13 protein-coding genes and 1 pseudogene are annotated in these 15,699 nt (G+C 66.6%); 9 read left to right on the top strand and 5 right to left on the bottom strand.

Annotated features, from left to right (window positions below; translation table 11 throughout):
* Window positions 1-120 precede the first annotated feature (120 nt).
* Window positions 121-1,005, bottom strand: coding sequence for a helix-turn-helix transcriptional regulator (locus CFB34_RS02230; RefSeq protein WP_089443450.1), 885 nt, complete (start codon window positions 1,003-1,005; stop codon window positions 121-123).
* Window positions 1,006-1,203: 198 nt separating this feature from the next.
* On the opposite strand from CFB34_RS02230, the gene CFB34_RS02225 reads away from it, so the two are divergent.
* From CFB34_RS02225 to CFB34_RS02210, 4 genes are all read left to right on the top strand, one after another.
* Window positions 1,204-1,548: a cupin domain-containing protein gene (locus CFB34_RS02225; RefSeq protein ID WP_089443449.1), complete on the top strand. Its 345-nt coding sequence runs from the start codon at window positions 1,204-1,206 to the stop codon at window positions 1,546-1,548.
* A gap of 85 nt (window positions 1,549-1,633) precedes the next feature.
* Window positions 1,634-3,091, top strand: coding sequence for an FAD-dependent oxidoreductase (locus CFB34_RS02220; protein WP_089443448.1), 1,458 nt, complete (start codon window positions 1,634-1,636; stop codon window positions 3,089-3,091).
* Between the two features lie 106 nt (window positions 3,092-3,197).
* Complete coding sequence (locus CFB34_RS02215; protein WP_089443447.1) at window positions 3,198-4,388, top strand: MFS transporter; 1,191 nt, start codon at window positions 3,198-3,200, stop codon at window positions 4,386-4,388.
* A 133-nt stretch (window positions 4,389-4,521) separates the two neighbouring features.
* Window positions 4,522-5,442 carry a LysR family transcriptional regulator gene (locus CFB34_RS02210; RefSeq protein ID WP_069250655.1) on the top strand — a complete coding sequence of 307 codons (921 nt, stop codon included), beginning with the start codon at window positions 4,522-4,524 and terminating at the stop codon, window positions 5,440-5,442.
* Window positions 5,443-5,461: 19 nt separating this feature from the next.
* Here CFB34_RS02210 and CFB34_RS02205 read toward each other — a convergent pair whose 3' ends face one another.
* Window positions 5,462-6,292, bottom strand: a complete 831-nt coding sequence (locus CFB34_RS02205) for a helix-turn-helix transcriptional regulator (protein WP_089443446.1) — start codon at window positions 6,290-6,292, stop codon at window positions 5,462-5,464.
* Window positions 6,293-6,530: 238 nt separating this feature from the next.
* Between CFB34_RS02205 and CFB34_RS02200 the strand changes: the two genes are divergently transcribed.
* The 4 genes from CFB34_RS02200 (at window position 6,531) to CFB34_RS02185 (ending at window position 12,476) form a co-directional block, all read left to right on the top strand.
* Window positions 6,531-8,264, top strand: a complete 1,734-nt coding sequence (locus CFB34_RS02200) for an amidohydrolase (protein ID WP_089443445.1) — start codon at window positions 6,531-6,533, stop codon at window positions 8,262-8,264.
* A gap of 224 nt (window positions 8,265-8,488) precedes the next feature.
* Window positions 8,489-9,604 carry a polyamine ABC transporter substrate-binding protein gene (locus CFB34_RS02195; protein ID WP_089443444.1) on the top strand — a complete coding sequence of 372 codons (1,116 nt, stop codon included), beginning with the start codon at window positions 8,489-8,491 and terminating at the stop codon, window positions 9,602-9,604.
* Between the two features lie 113 nt (window positions 9,605-9,717).
* Complete coding sequence (locus CFB34_RS02190; RefSeq protein WP_222153298.1) at window positions 9,718-11,283, top strand: DUF3138 family protein; 1,566 nt, start codon at window positions 9,718-9,720, stop codon at window positions 11,281-11,283.
* A 116-nt stretch (window positions 11,284-11,399) separates the two neighbouring features.
* Window positions 11,400-12,476, top strand: a complete 1,077-nt coding sequence (locus CFB34_RS02185; protein WP_089443442.1) for a C45 family peptidase — start codon at window positions 11,400-11,402, stop codon at window positions 12,474-12,476.
* Between the two features lie 169 nt (window positions 12,477-12,645).
* Here the strand turns inward: CFB34_RS02185 and CFB34_RS02180 are convergent.
* A pseudogene (locus CFB34_RS02180) lies at window positions 12,646-12,789 on the bottom strand (transposase); the annotation flags it as partial.
* A gap of 70 nt (window positions 12,790-12,859) precedes the next feature.
* Between CFB34_RS02180 and CFB34_RS02175 the strand changes: the two are divergent.
* Entirely contained in the window at window positions 12,860-14,062 is a 1,203-nt protein-coding gene (locus CFB34_RS02175) for an RNA-guided endonuclease TnpB family protein (protein ID WP_089443440.1), read from the top strand.
* Window positions 14,063-14,394: 332 nt separating this feature from the next.
* Here CFB34_RS02175 and CFB34_RS02170 read toward each other — a convergent pair whose 3' ends face one another.
* Both CFB34_RS02170 and CFB34_RS02165 read right to left on the bottom strand, forming a co-directional pair.
* A complete protein-coding gene (locus tag CFB34_RS02170) occupies window positions 14,395-15,258 on the bottom strand; it encodes a hypothetical protein (protein WP_089443438.1) in 864 nt (287 codons plus the stop codon).
* Between the two features lie 47 nt (window positions 15,259-15,305).
* Window positions 15,306-15,674: a hypothetical protein gene (locus CFB34_RS02165; RefSeq protein ID WP_089443437.1), complete on the bottom strand. Its 369-nt coding sequence runs from the start codon at window positions 15,672-15,674 to the stop codon at window positions 15,306-15,308.
* Between the last annotated feature and the right edge of the window lie 25 nt (window positions 15,675-15,699).

Genomic DNA, 15,699 nt, shown 5'->3' with positions numbered 1-15,699 from the left:
GAGAACACGCGCACGAAGATTTTGAAGTCGCAACGTTTACATCGACGGGATTCGATGCAAGTGGCGCCGCCGCATCGACGCGGCGCAACCGAACGCCGCCGCGCGGCGCGGCCGGGTGGGTCAGCGCGAGATGCCGGGCGACGCGGTGCCGTCGTGCGCGCCGGCGGAAGGGAACGCGGTGGAGGCCGAACCCCACGCGGCGAGTTCGCGCTTCGTGCGCACGCCGAGCTTCGCGAACGCGCGCTTCACGTACGACTCGGCCGACGCGACCCGCACGCCGAGGATCTCGGCCGTCTCCGGCACGGTCTTGCCGGAGAGCAGGTGCTTGCAGGTTTCGTATTCGCGCTTCGACAGCTTCACGCCGTCGGCGGCGATGCGCGCATCGAACTGCGCGAGCGGATGGACGTCGGGCGTCGGGTGCGCGACGCGCCGCACGGCCGTGGTCGACGCATGCAGTTCGAGCAGCGGGAACAGCATGTCGCTGATGCTGCGAAAGCGGTTCATTTCGGCGAGCGTGAACGGCGGCCGGTCGCGGCCGCGCTCCAGCGCGATCGAATGCTGCGAATAGCGCGTGCCGCGCGCGAGCACGCATTCGTGCCCGATATGCACGTCGTCGAACAGCCGCTGGCGGAATTCGCCGGGCGGGATCGCCGCGATGTCGCGCACCACCAGCATCGTGCCCGTCTTGCCGCGCAGCCCCGCGAACAGCGGGTCGCTGTCGAGAAAGCGCTCGTAGTAGAGCGTCATCACGTCGGAGATTTCGGTGGATTCGGTGTCGATGCCGCTGCTGCCGATCCATTCGCATCGATAGCCGGTGGGCATCGAGCCGTCGACGCGCGAGCGCTCGACGTGCGCGACGTCGAGCGGCACGACTTCATTGAGCAGTTGCGTGAGGCGCGGCACGAAGTGCGGCGTGCCGACCGTCTCGATCAGCTCGCCCAGCGCCTTGAACGACACGTTGAAACGGTCGTTGTCGCGGTGGAAGGGGTTCACGTTGAGCAGCATGCGGTTCCCCGGGTGAAAAGCCGGCGGATTGTAGCGTTCGCAACCGAAAACGTCATTAGGGGGAAACACTGTCGGTTGTCCTGCCGACCCGTTTGCCCCGGAAAACACCGCTTGTCCCCCCCGGAGGGGGGCATACCGGGGCAGTGTAAATGAGTAACTTTGTCTCTGCTTTTTTCAATCAAGAGACGAAAGATTCACATGACCAAACTGATCAAGGACATCCTGCCGCTCGGCGCAGGCATCGGCGAATTCACGAAGCTCGACTTCGGCATGGACGAAAGCGACTGGCGCGCGGCGGAAGGCAAGAGCGGCAACTACATCATCGGCTGGTGGGAAGGCAAGGTCGGCTCGGTGGAGTTTCCGGAAACCGCGGCCGACGAAGCCGTGTGGCTCGTCGAGGGCCGGATTGCACTGACCGACATCGAAGGCAACCGCAAGGAATTCACGCCGGGCCAGGGCTACCTGCTGCCGGCCGGCTTCGCGGGCCGCTGGGAGACGATCGAGGACGCGAAGAAGTTCTACGTGCTGCTCGAACAGTCGTGATGTCCGAAACCGCCGCCGCGGTGTCGTCGTCCGTGTGACGCGCGCCCGGCGGCGGTTTCGTTTTTCGCGTGTGATGGCTGGGATCATGGAAATGGAAGTCAAGACAAGAGAGACTGCACCGGAGCGGGCGCACGCAATGCGTGGCGCGCCGGTCGCACTGGGCGTCGAGGCGGCGCTCGCGAATACGAAGCTGTTCCCGTACTGGCTCGACAACCCGGCGGCGCCGGCCGCCGAGCCGGAACTCGTCGGCGACGCGACGGCCGACCTGCTGATCGTCGGCGGCGGCTTCACGGGGCTGTGGGCGGCCGTGCAAGCGAAGGAACAGATGCCGCACCTGAACGTGGTGCTGATCGAGGCCGGCAAGGTGGCGCACGGCGCATCGGGCCGCGCGGGGGGGATCATCTCGACGTCGGTGATGCACGGGCTGCCGAATGCGGTGCGCGTGTTCCCGAACGACATCGCGCAGCTCGAGGCATTCGGCCATCACAACCTCGACGGTTTCGAGGACACGCTGAAGCGCTACGACATCGACGCCGACATCGAGTGGAACGGCGAGATGACGGTGGCGGTCGATCCCGAGCACATCGCGCATCTGAAGGGCGATTACGACCTGCATCGCGAGTACGGCCACAACGTCGTGCTGCTGAACCGCGAGGAAACGCTCGCACAACTGAATTCGCCGCTGTTCGCGGGGGCATTGTGGTCGCGCAACCGCAGCGGCATCGTGCATCCGGCGAAGCTCGCGTGGGGGCTGAAGCGCGCGGCGCTGCAGCTCGGCGTGAAGCTCTACGAGCACACGCCGCTCGTGACCGTGAGCGACGAAGGCAGCACGGTGTTCGTGACGACGCCGAAGGGCAGCGTGCGCGCGCCGCGCGTCGTGTTCGGCAGCGGCACCGCGAAGGTCGGGATTCCCGACATCAACCGCCGCGTGATGCAGGTGCGCGACCACGTGCTCGCGACCGAGCCGCTCACCGACGAGCAGCTCGCGCGCATCGGCTGGAAGAATCGCCAGGGCGTGTACGACACGCGCACGCAGCTCAACTATTTCCGGCTGACGAAGGACAACAACATCATCTTCGGCGGGCTGGTGAGCTATCACTTCGACGGCGACCCGGAACCGCATCAGGACGGCCAGCGCGAAACGTATTACCGGCTTGCGGAAGCGTTCTATCGCACGTTCCCGCAACTGAGCGACGTGCGCTTCTCGCACGCGTGGGGCGGCCCGATCGACTACTGCTCGCGCGGCTCGGTATTCGCGAAGCGCTATCTCGGCGACAAGGCCGTGTTCGTCGCCGGCTATACGGGCTTCGGCGTCGCGGCGAGCCGGTTCGGCGCGTTCATGGGGCTGAACATCCTGTTCGATCGCGACAGCCCCGAGCGCAAGCTCGACATCGCGAACCAGAGCCCGAGCTACATCCCGCCCGAGCCGATGCGCTGGGTCGCCGCGAAGATCACGTTCCATGCGTTCGACGGCGCGGATGCGGAAGGCGGCTGGAAGCGCGCGTGGATCAGCGGCATCAAGGCGATGGGCTTCCCGATGTAAACGACGACGGGGCGGCCCCACGCCGGGGCGCCCCGTCATGGCGGCACAACAAAAAACGATCCCCAGAGGACACGGTCCGCGCCGCGGACACGGAGAGAGACACCAGATGAATGTAGTCAACCTGCAGGATGAAGCGCGACAGGAAAGTGCGCTGTTCGTCGTCGTGATGCTGCTGCTCGGCATGCTCGGGCCGACGGTCTTCCTCGGTCTGCCCGCGATCGTCGGGCAGGTCGAGCGTCATTGGGGCTTCGGCGAAGCGGCGCTCGGGCTGTCGAGCTTCATCGAGGTGCTCGGCGAATCGACGGGCACGCTGCTCGTCGCGTTCGTGCTCGGCCGCCAGCCGGTGCGGTGGGTGCTCGCGGGCGCGGTGACGCTCGCGGCCGGCGCGAACCTCGGCACGCTCGCGACACACGGGCTGGTGGCGTATTCGGCGTTGCAGTTCATCGCGGGCGTCGGCTCGGGCGGGCTGAACGGCATCGCGCTGCGCTACCTGTCGTATTCGCGCGCGCCGGAACGCAATCTCGGGATCATGTTGATGGGGCAGGTGACGTGGAGCATGGCGCTGCTCGCGACCATCTTCCCGATGCTGAGCGACACCTGGGGCGCGCACGGCGTGTTCGGCTTCGTCGCGTGCGTGCTCGGCATGTTTGTGCTCGCGACGCCGCTGTTTCGCCGCGGCGAGACGCTGGCCGCACCGGCGCCGGAAGGCGTGGCCGGCCGCATCGACCGCAAGGGCGCGATGCTCGTGCTGTGCGCGCAGCTCGCGCTGTACGGCGGCGTCGGCGTCGTGTGGACCTTCCTCGAGAAGATCGGCACCGCGGCGGGCCTGAGCGGCCAGTCGGTGTCGCTCGTGCTCGGCGCCGCGAACGTCGCGAGCCTGGTGATCTGCGCGGCGATGCCGAAGCTCGGCGCGGGCGCGGGCCTGCGCCGCTGGGCGCTCGTGAACCTGGGCGGCTGCGCGGTCGCGGCCGTGCTGCTCGCGCTGCCGGCCTCGGCCGCGACGTTCACGCTCGGCGCGATCGTCTTCATCGGCTGCTGGACCGGCGGCGCGCTGCTGATCTACGCGACGATTCCGCAGTACGACCTGGTTGGCAAGTCGGCCGCGTTGTCGCCGGGCTGCGTCGCGCTCGGTTATGGCGTCGGCTCGGTCGCGGGCGGCTCGCTGATCGAGCGCGCGGGTACGCAGTCGGCGCTGATCGCGGCGATCGTGCTGTGCGCGGTGGCGTTCCTTTGCTACCGGCGGCTGCGGCCGGCCGTGTTCGGCATGGACCGCGCGCTCGCAGTGGCATCTGAATGACGGTGGCGACGCGCGCCGCTGCCGATGGCGGCGCGCGTCCGGTTCGGTTCATCGGCGCAGGCGGTGAGCGTGACGTGCGAGGCGCGTCGGGCTGGCCGGCCGGGTAACGCGCACACGCGCAGCGGTTTGAAGCATGTTCTCGAATACTTCCGATCTCGATCTCCGGCTCATCCGGGTCTTTCTGGCCGTCGTCGACGCACGCGGCATCACGGCCGCCGAGGCGTCGCTCGGCGTGCGGCAGTCGACCATCAGCACGCAGCTGTCGGCGCTCGAAGCGCGCGTCGGCTTCAAGCTGTGCGATCGCGGGCGCGGCGGCTTTCGCCTGACGTCGAAGGGCGAGCGCTTCGCGGCCACCGCGCGCACGCTCGTCGCGGCCACCTCCGAATTCGTCGCGCGGGTGCGCGACATCGACCGCAAGCTGGTCGGCACGCTGTCGATCGGCCTGATCGGCCAGGCGCCGCTCGTCGAGAACGCACGCGTGGCCGACGCGATCGGCGCGTTCCGCAAGCGCGACCAGGCGGTCACGTTCGCGATGAAGGTCGCGTCGCCGCAGGAGCTGGAAGAAAGCCTCGTCAACAACCAGCTTGATCTCGCGATCGGCTATTTCTGGCATCGCGTGCCGGGGCTGCTCTACACGCCGCTGTTCACCGAGCAGCAGGTGATCTACTGCGGGCGCGGGCATCCGCTGTTCCATGCGTCGCGGCCCGTGACCGCGGACGATCTGCAGCTTCACGACTGGGTCTGGCGCACCTACCCGGTGCCGGAGGAGCAATATCCGCTGCCCGAGCGGCGCGTGACCGCGAGCGCGGACAGCATCGAGGCCGCGACGATCCTGATCCTGTCGGGCGGCCATCTCGGCTACCTGCCCGCGCACTACGCGGAGCCGTTCGAGCAGCGCGGGCTCGTGAAGGCCGTCGGCCGCGCGACGTTCAGCTTCGACGTGCCGCTGCATCTCGCGATGAAGCGCAGCGCGAGCGACAAGCCGATCGTCGACGCGTTCTGCGAGGACCTGCTGCGCGCGTTCAACATCAAGGCGGCCGCGCTGGCCGCTTAGGGCCACGCACGCCGCGCGTTCAGCAGTCGACCAGCACCCAGTCGAACAGCTCGCGCCGCGTGCGCACGCCGAGCTTCGCGAACGCGCGCTTCACGTACGACTCGGCCGTCGACAGCTTCACGTCGAGCTGCTGCGCGGCCTCGGGCACCGAGCGCCCGCACAGCATCAGCCGGCAGATCTCGTGCTCGCGGCGCGACAGCTGCACGTCCTGCCGTTCCAGGCGTGCGTCGAAGCTCGCCTGCGACGCGGTGTTCACCGTCCCCGACGCCACGCGCCGCGCCGCGCAGCTGCGCGCATGCAGCTCGAACATCGGGAACAGCAGGTCGACCATCTGCCGGAAGTGGAACAGCTCGTCCATCGTGAACGCGGGCCGGCCGACGGTGCGCGCCAGCCCGAGTGCGTATTGCAGGTGCGCGTTGCCGTGCACGAGCATGCATTCCTGCTCGATGCCGGGTTCGTCGAAGATCCGGCGGCGGAACTCGCCGTGCGCGATCCCTTCCACGTGGCGCTGCACCAGCAGCGTGCCGGCCTTGCCGCGCAGCGGCGCGACCAGCGGATCGATCTGGCAGTAGTCCTGGTAATAGACATCCATCACGCGCAGCGTGTCGGCCGCGAAGCGCAGGCTGCCGCTGCCGATCCATTCGACGACGAAGCCCGACGTGCTGCCCGTATCCGCGCGCCAGCGTTCGAGGTGCACGGCGTCGGCGTCGATGCTGTCGTTGACGAACTCCGTCACCGCGCCGACGAAATCCGGCGTGCCGACCGCGCGCAATGTCGCGCCGAGCGTATCGGGGCGCACACCGATCAGGTAGTGGCCGCGGGCGGACGGGTCGGGCTGGAGAAGTCGCATGGTCGGGCGTGGGCGGTCAGGGGACAGTGCGACGTTACGCGAACGATATACGCGCGTCAGCCGGGAATTCACCGAATCAACCCGACCCATTTCGTGCGTTGTCCCCAAAACGATGACAAGACCGTGCGCGCGGCGGCCGGAATTCGTCCAAGCCCCGGCGGCGGGGGGGCATACCGCCGTGAATCGTCTGCCTATAGTGAAAGCACTTCGAAAACCTGATCAACAGAAAGGACAGGCCATGCAGATGCAACCGACGCCCGCCGCCGTCAAGGATTCGGCACCGGCGGATTTCGTTCTCACCAACGCGAAGGTGTACACCGTCGATCCGCACAAGCCGTGGGCACAGGCGGTTGCCGTGCGTAACGGCCGGATCGTCCACGTCGGCGACACGGCGGCCGTGCAGGCGTACATCGGCGCGGAGACGAAGGTCGTCGACGCGGCCGGCCGGCTCGTGCTGCCGGGCTTCGTCGAATCGCACTGGCACTTCGAGACGACCGGGTTCGCGTTCCAGGCGTTCGTGAACTACGAGGACCCGCAGAAGGTGCTCGCCGCGCTGCGCGCGTACGTCGAGTCGCATCCGCACGAACCGGCGATCACCGGGATGGGCTGGGTGCAGGCGACGATTCCGCCGGCGCTGCTGCGCAAGGAGACGCTCGACGCGATCTGCGCGGATCGCCCCGTGTGCCTGCTGTCGACCGATTTCCATTCGATGTGGGTGAACTCGAAGGCGTTGGAGATCGCCGGCATCGATGCGTCGACGCCGCCGGTGCAGGAAGGCGCGAGCTGGTTCGAGAAGGACACGGTGACCGGCGAGCCGACCGGCCTGATCGTCGACGGCGCCGCGTATTCGTTGCTGATGCAACGGATCAGCGCGGCCGGCCTGCTGCCGACCGGCATCGACCTGTACCTGAAGTCGATCCCGCCGTGGCAGAAGAAGCTGTGCGCGGCCGGCGTGACGACCGTGTTCGACGCGGGCTTCTTCGACGCGAGCGGCGACCAGTCGCTGCTGTACGAGACGCTGCAGACGATGGAGCGCGCGGGCGACCTGAAGCTGCGCGTGGTGGGCAGCGTCGCGGTGATCGGCGAGATCGACGATCCGGTCGGCACGCTCGTCAAGTACCGCGAGCAGTACGATTCGCCGCTCGTGAAGGCGCGCGCGCTGAAGCTGTTCCTCGACGGCACGGAGGCGAACCATACCGCGTACCTGCTCGAACCGTACGCGGATCGCCCCGACACCTGCGGCGCGCCGACGATGCCAGCCGACACGTTCAACCGCTATCTGGTCGAAGCCGATCGCGTGAACGCGAACGTGATGGTCCATTGCGTCGGCGACGCGGCGGTGCGGATGGCGCTCGACGGCTTCGACGCGGTCAACCGCACGAACCCGCCGCGCGACCGCCGCCACGTGATCACGCACGCGTTCCTCACGCATCCGGACGACATCCCGCGCTTTCGCCGCGCGGGCGTGATGGCGAACACGCAGCTGCAGTGGGGCGTGGTCGATGCGTACACCGAGCAGCTGCGCGACCACTACGGCCACGAGCGCTGGAGCAACATGTACAAGTTCCGCACGTTCCTCGACGAAGGCGTGACGGTGTCGATCGGCATGGACGGCCTCGCGTGCCAGTGCCGCTGCCAGCACAAGCCGCTCGAACACATCGAGTCGGGCCATACGCGCCAGCTCGCGGGCGAGCCCGATGCGCAGGTGTTCCCGGACATCGCCGAGCGCCTGAGCATCCCGCAACTGATCGCCGCGTACACGATCCACGGCGCGTACCAGCTCGGGATGGAGCACGAGGTCGGCTCGCTCACGCCCGGCAAGCGCGCGGATCTCGTCGTGCTGGAGCACGACCTGTTCGAGGTCGGCCAGTACGACATCGGCCGCATCGACGTCGCGCTGACGATGATGGACGGCCGCGTCACGCACGTGGGCGAGGACTTCGCCGTGCGCACGGGCGTGCAGGCATCCTGAGCGGTTTGCGGTTTTGGGTTGGCGTGACGAAGCGGCGACGGAAGCTTTCAAATCGCTTCCGGGTTGGGTCGATCGGGGCATCCGCCCGGAACCGGATGCCCCCGATTGTGCGGCGTGTCCCCCTAACGGCAGGGCAGACCGGCCAATTTCCTCTGGCTACATTTTTCCGGACCGAAGCACACACCGTTCATCGCGAGCGGATCATGATATCGACGGAGGAAACCATGGCAGGGGAATGGAGCAAGCATCTGAAAGCGGCATGCGCGGCGCTCGCGCTGGGCGGCGGGCTGTGGGCCGGCGCACCCGCGGCGCACGCGGCGGACGTCGTCAACGTGTACAACTGGGGCAACTCGATCGGCAAGGCGACGATCGCGAACTTCGAGAAGGCGACTGGCATCAAGGTGGTCTACCAGGAGTTCGATTCGAACGAGACGCTGCAGGCGAAGCTGCTGTCGGGCACGTCGGGCTATGACGTCGTCGTGCCGTCCGACATCTTCTGGGCGCGGCAGCTGCAGGCCGGCCTCTACCGCAAGATCGACAAGAGCCAGGTGCCGAACTACGGGCTGCTCGATCCGGAAATCATGAAGGTGCTCGCGAAGGACGATCCGGGCAACCAGTTCGGCATTCCGTGGACGTGGGGCACCGACGGGCTCGGGATGAACGTCGAGAAGGTGAAGGCCGCGCTCGGCAACGACGCGCCGCTCGACAGCTGGGCGCTGCTGTTCGACCCGAAGTACGCGCAGAAGCTGAAGCACTGCGGCATTTCGGTGCTTGACTCGCCGGTCGATGCGTTCGGGATGGCGTTCGTGTACCTGAAGAAGGATCCGAACACGACGAACCCGGCCGACTACCAGGCCGCATACGAGCTGCTGAAGACGGTGCGGCCGTACATCACGCAGTTCAATTCGAGCAGCTACATCAACGACCTCGCGGGCGGCGACATCTGCCTCGCGCTCGGCTGGTCGGGCGACGTGAATTCCGCGCGGATCGCGGCGGCTTCCGCGAAGAAGCCGTATCACATCAAGTACGTGATCCCGACCGAGGGCAGCGCGATGTGGTTCGACATGATGGCGGTGCCGAAGGATGCGCCGCACCCGGACGCCGCGCTGAAGTTCGTCAACTTCGTGCTGTCGGAGAAGGAGAGCGCGAACCTGACCAACGACACGTCGTATCCGTCGGCCGTGTCGTCGTCGAAGCACCTGGTGCGCGCCGACGTGACGAGCGATCCGGCCGTGTTCCCGCCCGCCGACGTGATCCGCAAGCTGAGCCTCAGCAAGCCGGTTCCGCCTGAGCTGATGCGTCTGCAGAACCGTCTCTGGACGAAGCTGAAGACCGAGTAAGCCGGCCGCCGCTTCTCCCCATTCCCGTATACCTTTCGCGCGCCCCGCCGCTCATCGCGGCGGGCGGGGGCGCGCGCGTCCCGACGACCACCCACACCATGAAAATCACACACATGACGGCGCTGTGCCTGCTGGCGTTCGAAGCCGCCTCGGCATTCGCGCACACGCCGCAGGCGACCGACGCGAGCCGGATGAAGGCGCTGCAGGCGCAGGTCACCGCGCTGCAGCAGCAGGTGAACGCGCTGCGCGCGAGCATGCTGGCGGCAAAGCCGGCCGGCGCGGCCACGACGGCCAATGCCGCCTCGGGCGGCACGCAGATCGGCACGATCAACACGGCGGCGGCTGCCGCACCGGCCGCCGATGCGGCGCCGGCGTTCACGAACGACGACCTGCAGCAGATGCGCGAGCAGATCGCGAACGCGTCGCTGAAGGTCGACTCGTTGCAGGAAGCCGCGACCACCGGCCCGCTCGCGGGTCTGAGCATCACCGGCTACGTCGATCCCGTGTACCTGTTCAACCGCGCGCAGCGCACGTCCGGCTTCCAGTTCCTGAATCATGACCCGGGCGCGTACGACTACTTCAACAGCACGATCGGCGACGTCTACCTCGACATCAAGAAGACCTTCGGCGTCGGCCCGATGGCGCCGGCGGCGGAAATCGTGATCCAGCCGAACCGCGGCTTCGGCAACGTGTTCAGCAATTCACACGGCGGTGTCGGCAACAACATCATCACGCAGGCGGTGGTCACCGTGCCGCTCAGCACGACGCGTACCTTCGAGATCGGGATGATGCCGAGCCTCGCCGGCTACGAGGTGCAGCCGTCGAACCAGATGCTGACGCTCACGCACGGGCTGCTGTACGACTTCAGCGAGCCGGGCAACCTGATCGGCATCGGGCTGAAGGGCTCCAACGCGGCGATGACGCGCTTCTGGCAGGTCGTGATCGGCAACGAGGTGCTGCGCACGGCCGGCGCGATCGCGAACGCGGCGAACAACACGACGAAGACCAACTGGACGCCGACGATCACCGCGCGCTTCGACAACGCGACGTCGACCGCCTTCGACTTCGGCATTTCCGGGATGCTCGGCCGGCAGTCGCTGTTCTCGCCGTGCGCGCAGGCGGGCGGCTACGGCTACCAGTGCAACGGTTCGTCGCCGACCGGCCTCTACAAGTACGTGGAAGCCGACGTGACCTATACGCACGACAAGACGCAGGTCAACGCGCAGGTGGACTACGGCGAACTGCAGAAGGGCGCATGGAACGGCGGCACCGCGCGCTGGTACGGGATGTCGCTGCTCGGCCATACGAAGTGGACGACGTCGTGGGTCGGCCGCATGGGTGCGACGCTGCGCTTCGACTACCTGAACAACACGTCGAACGGCGGCGGCGGCACGAACATCCAGTACGGGCTCGCGGGCGGCAATCCGTCGGTGAACGGCTCGAGCGGCTTCGGCATCGATCCGGCGTGCTTCCAGGGTTCGTCGACGAACGGCACCGAGTGCAAGGGCGCGCAGCGTTATGCGATCACGGCCGACCTGCTGTTCTATCCGACACAGCAGATCACGGTGAAGCTCGAATACCGCCACGACGCGGCGAACCATCCGGTGTTCCTGAAGAGCAACGGCACGTATGCGCGCAGCAACGACCTGGCCGGGATGCAGTTCATCTATTCGTTCTGACCATTCTGACCGTGCTCGCCGTTCCGGCCGGCGTGCGTGCCGGTCGGGCGGCTGCGCGATGCATCACGTTCCGGGCCGCGCAGGCCCGGAACGCATTCAACCCAGGAGATTTGACCTTGAAGCTGCACACCTTCGTGACCGACATCACCGATCCGCGCGAGCGCGGCCGCCTGATCGGCGAGCGCTTCGCGCCGGCGATCCGCGAGACGGTCGCGCTGTATCTCGCGTTCTTCCCGAAGCTCGGCATCGCGCCGCAGCGCGCACGGGAGATCGGCGAAGCGAGCCTTGCCACGCTCGGCGCGTGGTGCCCGCGCCTCGCCGCCGAAGTCGAGGCGATCGCCGACGGCGTCGATCTGCCGCGCTGGCAGCTCGCGTGCCTGAACGCACGCACCGAGATTCTCGCCACCGCACCTGCATCGGCCGAAGGCGAGTGCTCGACGACCGTTTACGCGCCGGCCGGCCCGCAAGCACCGCGCACGCTGCAGACGTGGGACTGGCACGACAGCCTCGCGCCGCAGGGGCTGCTGATGCAGATCACGACGCCGCACGGCCGTACCGTCAAGCTGTTCTCCGAATTCGGGATGCTGGCGAAGCTCGGCGTGAACAGCGCGGGGCTCGGGCTGCACTTCAACATCCTGCATCACGCGAGCGACAATGACAGCGCCGGCGTGCCCGTGCATGCGATCGCGCGGCGCCTGCTCGAAGACGCGACGACGGTGCAGGAGGCGATCGACATCGCGCGCACCGCACGCGTGAGCGCGTCGACGGTGCTGACCGTGTTCACGCGGCACGACGCGAACCCGCGGGCGGCGAGCATCGAGCTGAGCCCGTCGGGTGTGGGCGTGGTGGTGCCGCGTCCGGACGGCTGGCTGCTGCATACGAACCACTTCCTCGATCGCGCGTTGAGCGGCGGCGAGTGCATGCCCGACAGCTCGACCACGCGCGAGCGTTTCGCGCACCTGAATGACGTCGTGAACGGGATGACGAGCGCCGATGTGCGCGAGCGCGCGGCGGCGATGTGCGGGGCGGCCGGCGATCAGGCCGTCGTGTGTTTCCATCCGGACCTGTCGATGCCCGACACCGAGCGCTGGGCAACGCTGCTGACCGTCGGCATCGATACCAATGCGTGCGCGCTCGACTACGTGGCCGGCAACCCGCACGATCTTGCGCGCGACGGGTTTCTGCGGTTCTGACGTGACGCGCGACGCGCGGCCAGCGGTAGCGGTAAAGCAGGGCGGCATACGCGTGCCGCCCTCGTGACGCTTACGCGTCGATACGCTCGACCTTGCCGACGAGCAGCCCGTACGACAGGCTGCCGGCGAGCGCCATCGCGGCGATGTAGGTGATCGCGCGCGAGAAGTCATGGTCATCCTCACCATCGAACTTCACCCGTTCGGATTCGAAGTCCAGACAGGCGATGGCGAAGATGCTGCGCATGTCGTCCGGAATTTCCTTGTTGAACACGTCGCGCGGGTATTTGGTTAAGAGGACCAAGTGCACATGCATCAGAAGGACGAAATGGCAACTGCGTCAAATGGCTTGACTCTCACTTGTAGGCCAAGCATAGAATGGCCCGATGCAACGATTCCAGGCTTTCAAGTTCGAACTGATGCCGAACGGCGAGCAGCAGCGCAAGATGCGCCGCTTCGCCGGGGCATGCCGGTTCGTTTTCAACAAGGCGCTGGCGTTGCAGAAGGAGAACTACGATGCGGGCGGCAAGTTCATCGGGTATGTTGCAATGTCAAAGCACTTGACAGCGTGGCGCAACGGCACGGAAACGCCTTGGCTCAAAGATTCCCCGGTGCATCCGCTCCAACACGCACTCAAGGATCTGGAGCGAGCCTACAAGAACTTCTTTGCCATGCGTGCAGCCTTTCCGCGCTTTAAGAAGAAAGGCCACAGCGACAGCTTCCGCTACCCCGACTCGAAGCAGATCAAACTCGATCAGGTCAACAGCCGTATCTTTCTGCCTAAGCTCGGCTGGCTCCGTTATCGCAATAGCCGGGATGTGTTGGGCGAAGTGCGTAATGTCACCGTATCTCAGTACGTAGGCAAGTGGTTCGTCTCGATCCAGACCGCACGTGAAGTCGAGCAGCCGGTGCCGCGGGCAACCAGCGCGATCGGCATCGATATGGGCATCGCGCGGTTCGCCACGTTGAGCGACGGCAGCTTTCTCGCGCCGCTCAACAGCTTCAAACGGCACGAGATCAAGCTGCGCCAGGCACAGCGGGTGATGAGCCGCAAGGTCAAGTTCAGTCGCAACTGGAAGAAGGCCAAGGCCCGCATCCAGCGTATCCACGCCCGCATCGGCAATGCCCGCCGCGACTACCTGCACAAAGCCACGACCACGATCAGCCAAAACCACGCGATGGTGTGTATCGAAGACTTGCGGGTACGAAACATGTCGAGGTCGGCGGCCGGAAACTCCGATGCCCCGGGCCGAAGCGTTCGGGTCAAGTCACGCCTCAACAAAGCCATCCTCGATCAGGGGTGGTTCGAATTTCGTCGTCTGCTGGACTATAAGCTGGCGTGGAATGGCGGCTGGCTCATCGCCGTGCCGCCGGCGAATACGAGTCGAACATGTCCGGTCTGCACATACATGAGCGCCGAAAACCGGCAGACACAGGCGGCATTCCGCTGTGTCGGGTGCGGTCATGAGGACCATGCCGATGTGGTCGGTGCGATCAACGTACTGGCGCGGGGGCACCGCGTTGCAGCCTGTGGAGAGCCGGTGCAGTCGGGCCGCTCCGTGAAGCAGGAACCCGCCGAGGCGATCTGAGATAAGCATCATCGTTTCGGACGCGGTAGGAATCTCCCGCCTTCAGGCGGGGGGAGGATGTCAAGAAGTCCATCCCGCGGTACTTGACGAGGTAGGTCGGGAACCACGTGAGGAAGAACCACAGCGTCGAGTTCAGCGCGAACTGACCGAGATAGATGCCCCACAGCTTGCGCCGGCCGTCGCCCGCGAGCGGGGCGGCCGAATCGAATGGCGTTGGGGCGAACGTTAGAGCCGTGGCAGGAAGCGCGTCAACATTTGGACAGGTATCCCTATTAATGGGATGTAGCGCGCTCAATATGTGGGAACGGGCGGCGATCACGCCGCCGCATGCATCAGTTGGCCATCGCTTCCTTCGCGCTGACCCAGCCCTGCACCGCGCCTGCGTGCGGGTTCCGATACCGCACCTTCAGCCACTGGAAATCGGCGCTCGCGTCGATCAGTTCGACCGTGTCGCCCGCGACGACGTAGCGGCGCGTGGGTGCGTCGTTCATCGCGTCGTGCAGCGGCAGGCGTGCGGGGCGCACCTTGAACGTGACGGCGCCGCCGCCGTATGCGTCGGGGCGGCGCGATACGCGCTTGCCTTGCGCGTCGTAGGTCAGCAGCATCGACGACGGGCCGGAATCGGCATCGAGCAGGTCGCGCAGGTCGTCCGGTATCGCTTCGCTGGACTGGTACAGGTACATCGTTCCGTTGGCGTCGAAGCGGTACGCATCGGTGTACCAGATCGGGCCGCCGCGGCACGAGCTGTACAGCGTGCGCTCCTTCGGCTTCGCGACCACGTTGACCAGGTCGTCGCAGTTGCCGTGCGGCATGTTGCTCGCCGGCATGCGCAGCGGTTCGAACTGCTGGCGCGCGGCGTCGTACAGGTAGATGCCGTAGCTGTCGTTGACCATGCCGAGCGTCGCGTGCATGGCGAGATCGCGGTGGCCGTCGAAGTTGTAGTCGTCCGACGAGAGGTGATAGTGGCCTTCCTCGTCGGCGGCGATCACGTCGAGCGTTTGCGTCTTGCCGCTCGGCAGGAAGCGCACGGTGATGTGCTCGCTGTCCGCCCGTTCGACGCGAGCCGTGACGGCATCGTCGACCTTGAACGTGAGCAGCGGCCTGGCCGCGTGCGCGGCGGGCGCGATCGATGCGCAGGCGGCGAGCAGCAGCATGGAGCGATGGAGCAGCGAATGGAGTCGCGAGGGGCGCATCATGAGCGGGCGTAGGAACGAAGGTCGAGGGTGAGCGTGCCGACGGCTGCCTAGCCGTGCGTGCTGTCGTCCTGAAAACCGTTCTTGCCGCCGAAGATTTCCTTCAGCGCGGCGCGCAGCGTGACCGGATCGTATTGACCGGGCGCGAGATGGATCACGTAGCGCGTCTGGCCGTCGAGTCGCGCGGCGAGGGCGGGTTCGATCTCGACGTCGATCGTGTCGTCCGTCAGGCGCACCGACAGATCCTTGACGCGCGCGTTGACCTGGTCGCGCACCATCACTTCGATCAGCGCGTCGTCCGGAAAGCGCGACAGCGCGAAGCAATAGTCCTGCTCGGCGTCGTGGCAGTAGATGTTGGCGAAGCTTTCGTCGTCGTCGAGATCGGACGTCGCCGCGCCGATGGTGGCGTGAAGTTCCATGAGTGTGGGTTCCTGCGTATGGGAG

It is taken from the genome of Burkholderia sp. HI4860, assembly GCF_002223045.2.
Taxonomy (GTDB): domain Bacteria; phylum Pseudomonadota; class Gammaproteobacteria; order Burkholderiales; family Burkholderiaceae; genus Burkholderia.
This window is presented reverse-complemented; position numbering and strand designations above follow the sequence as displayed.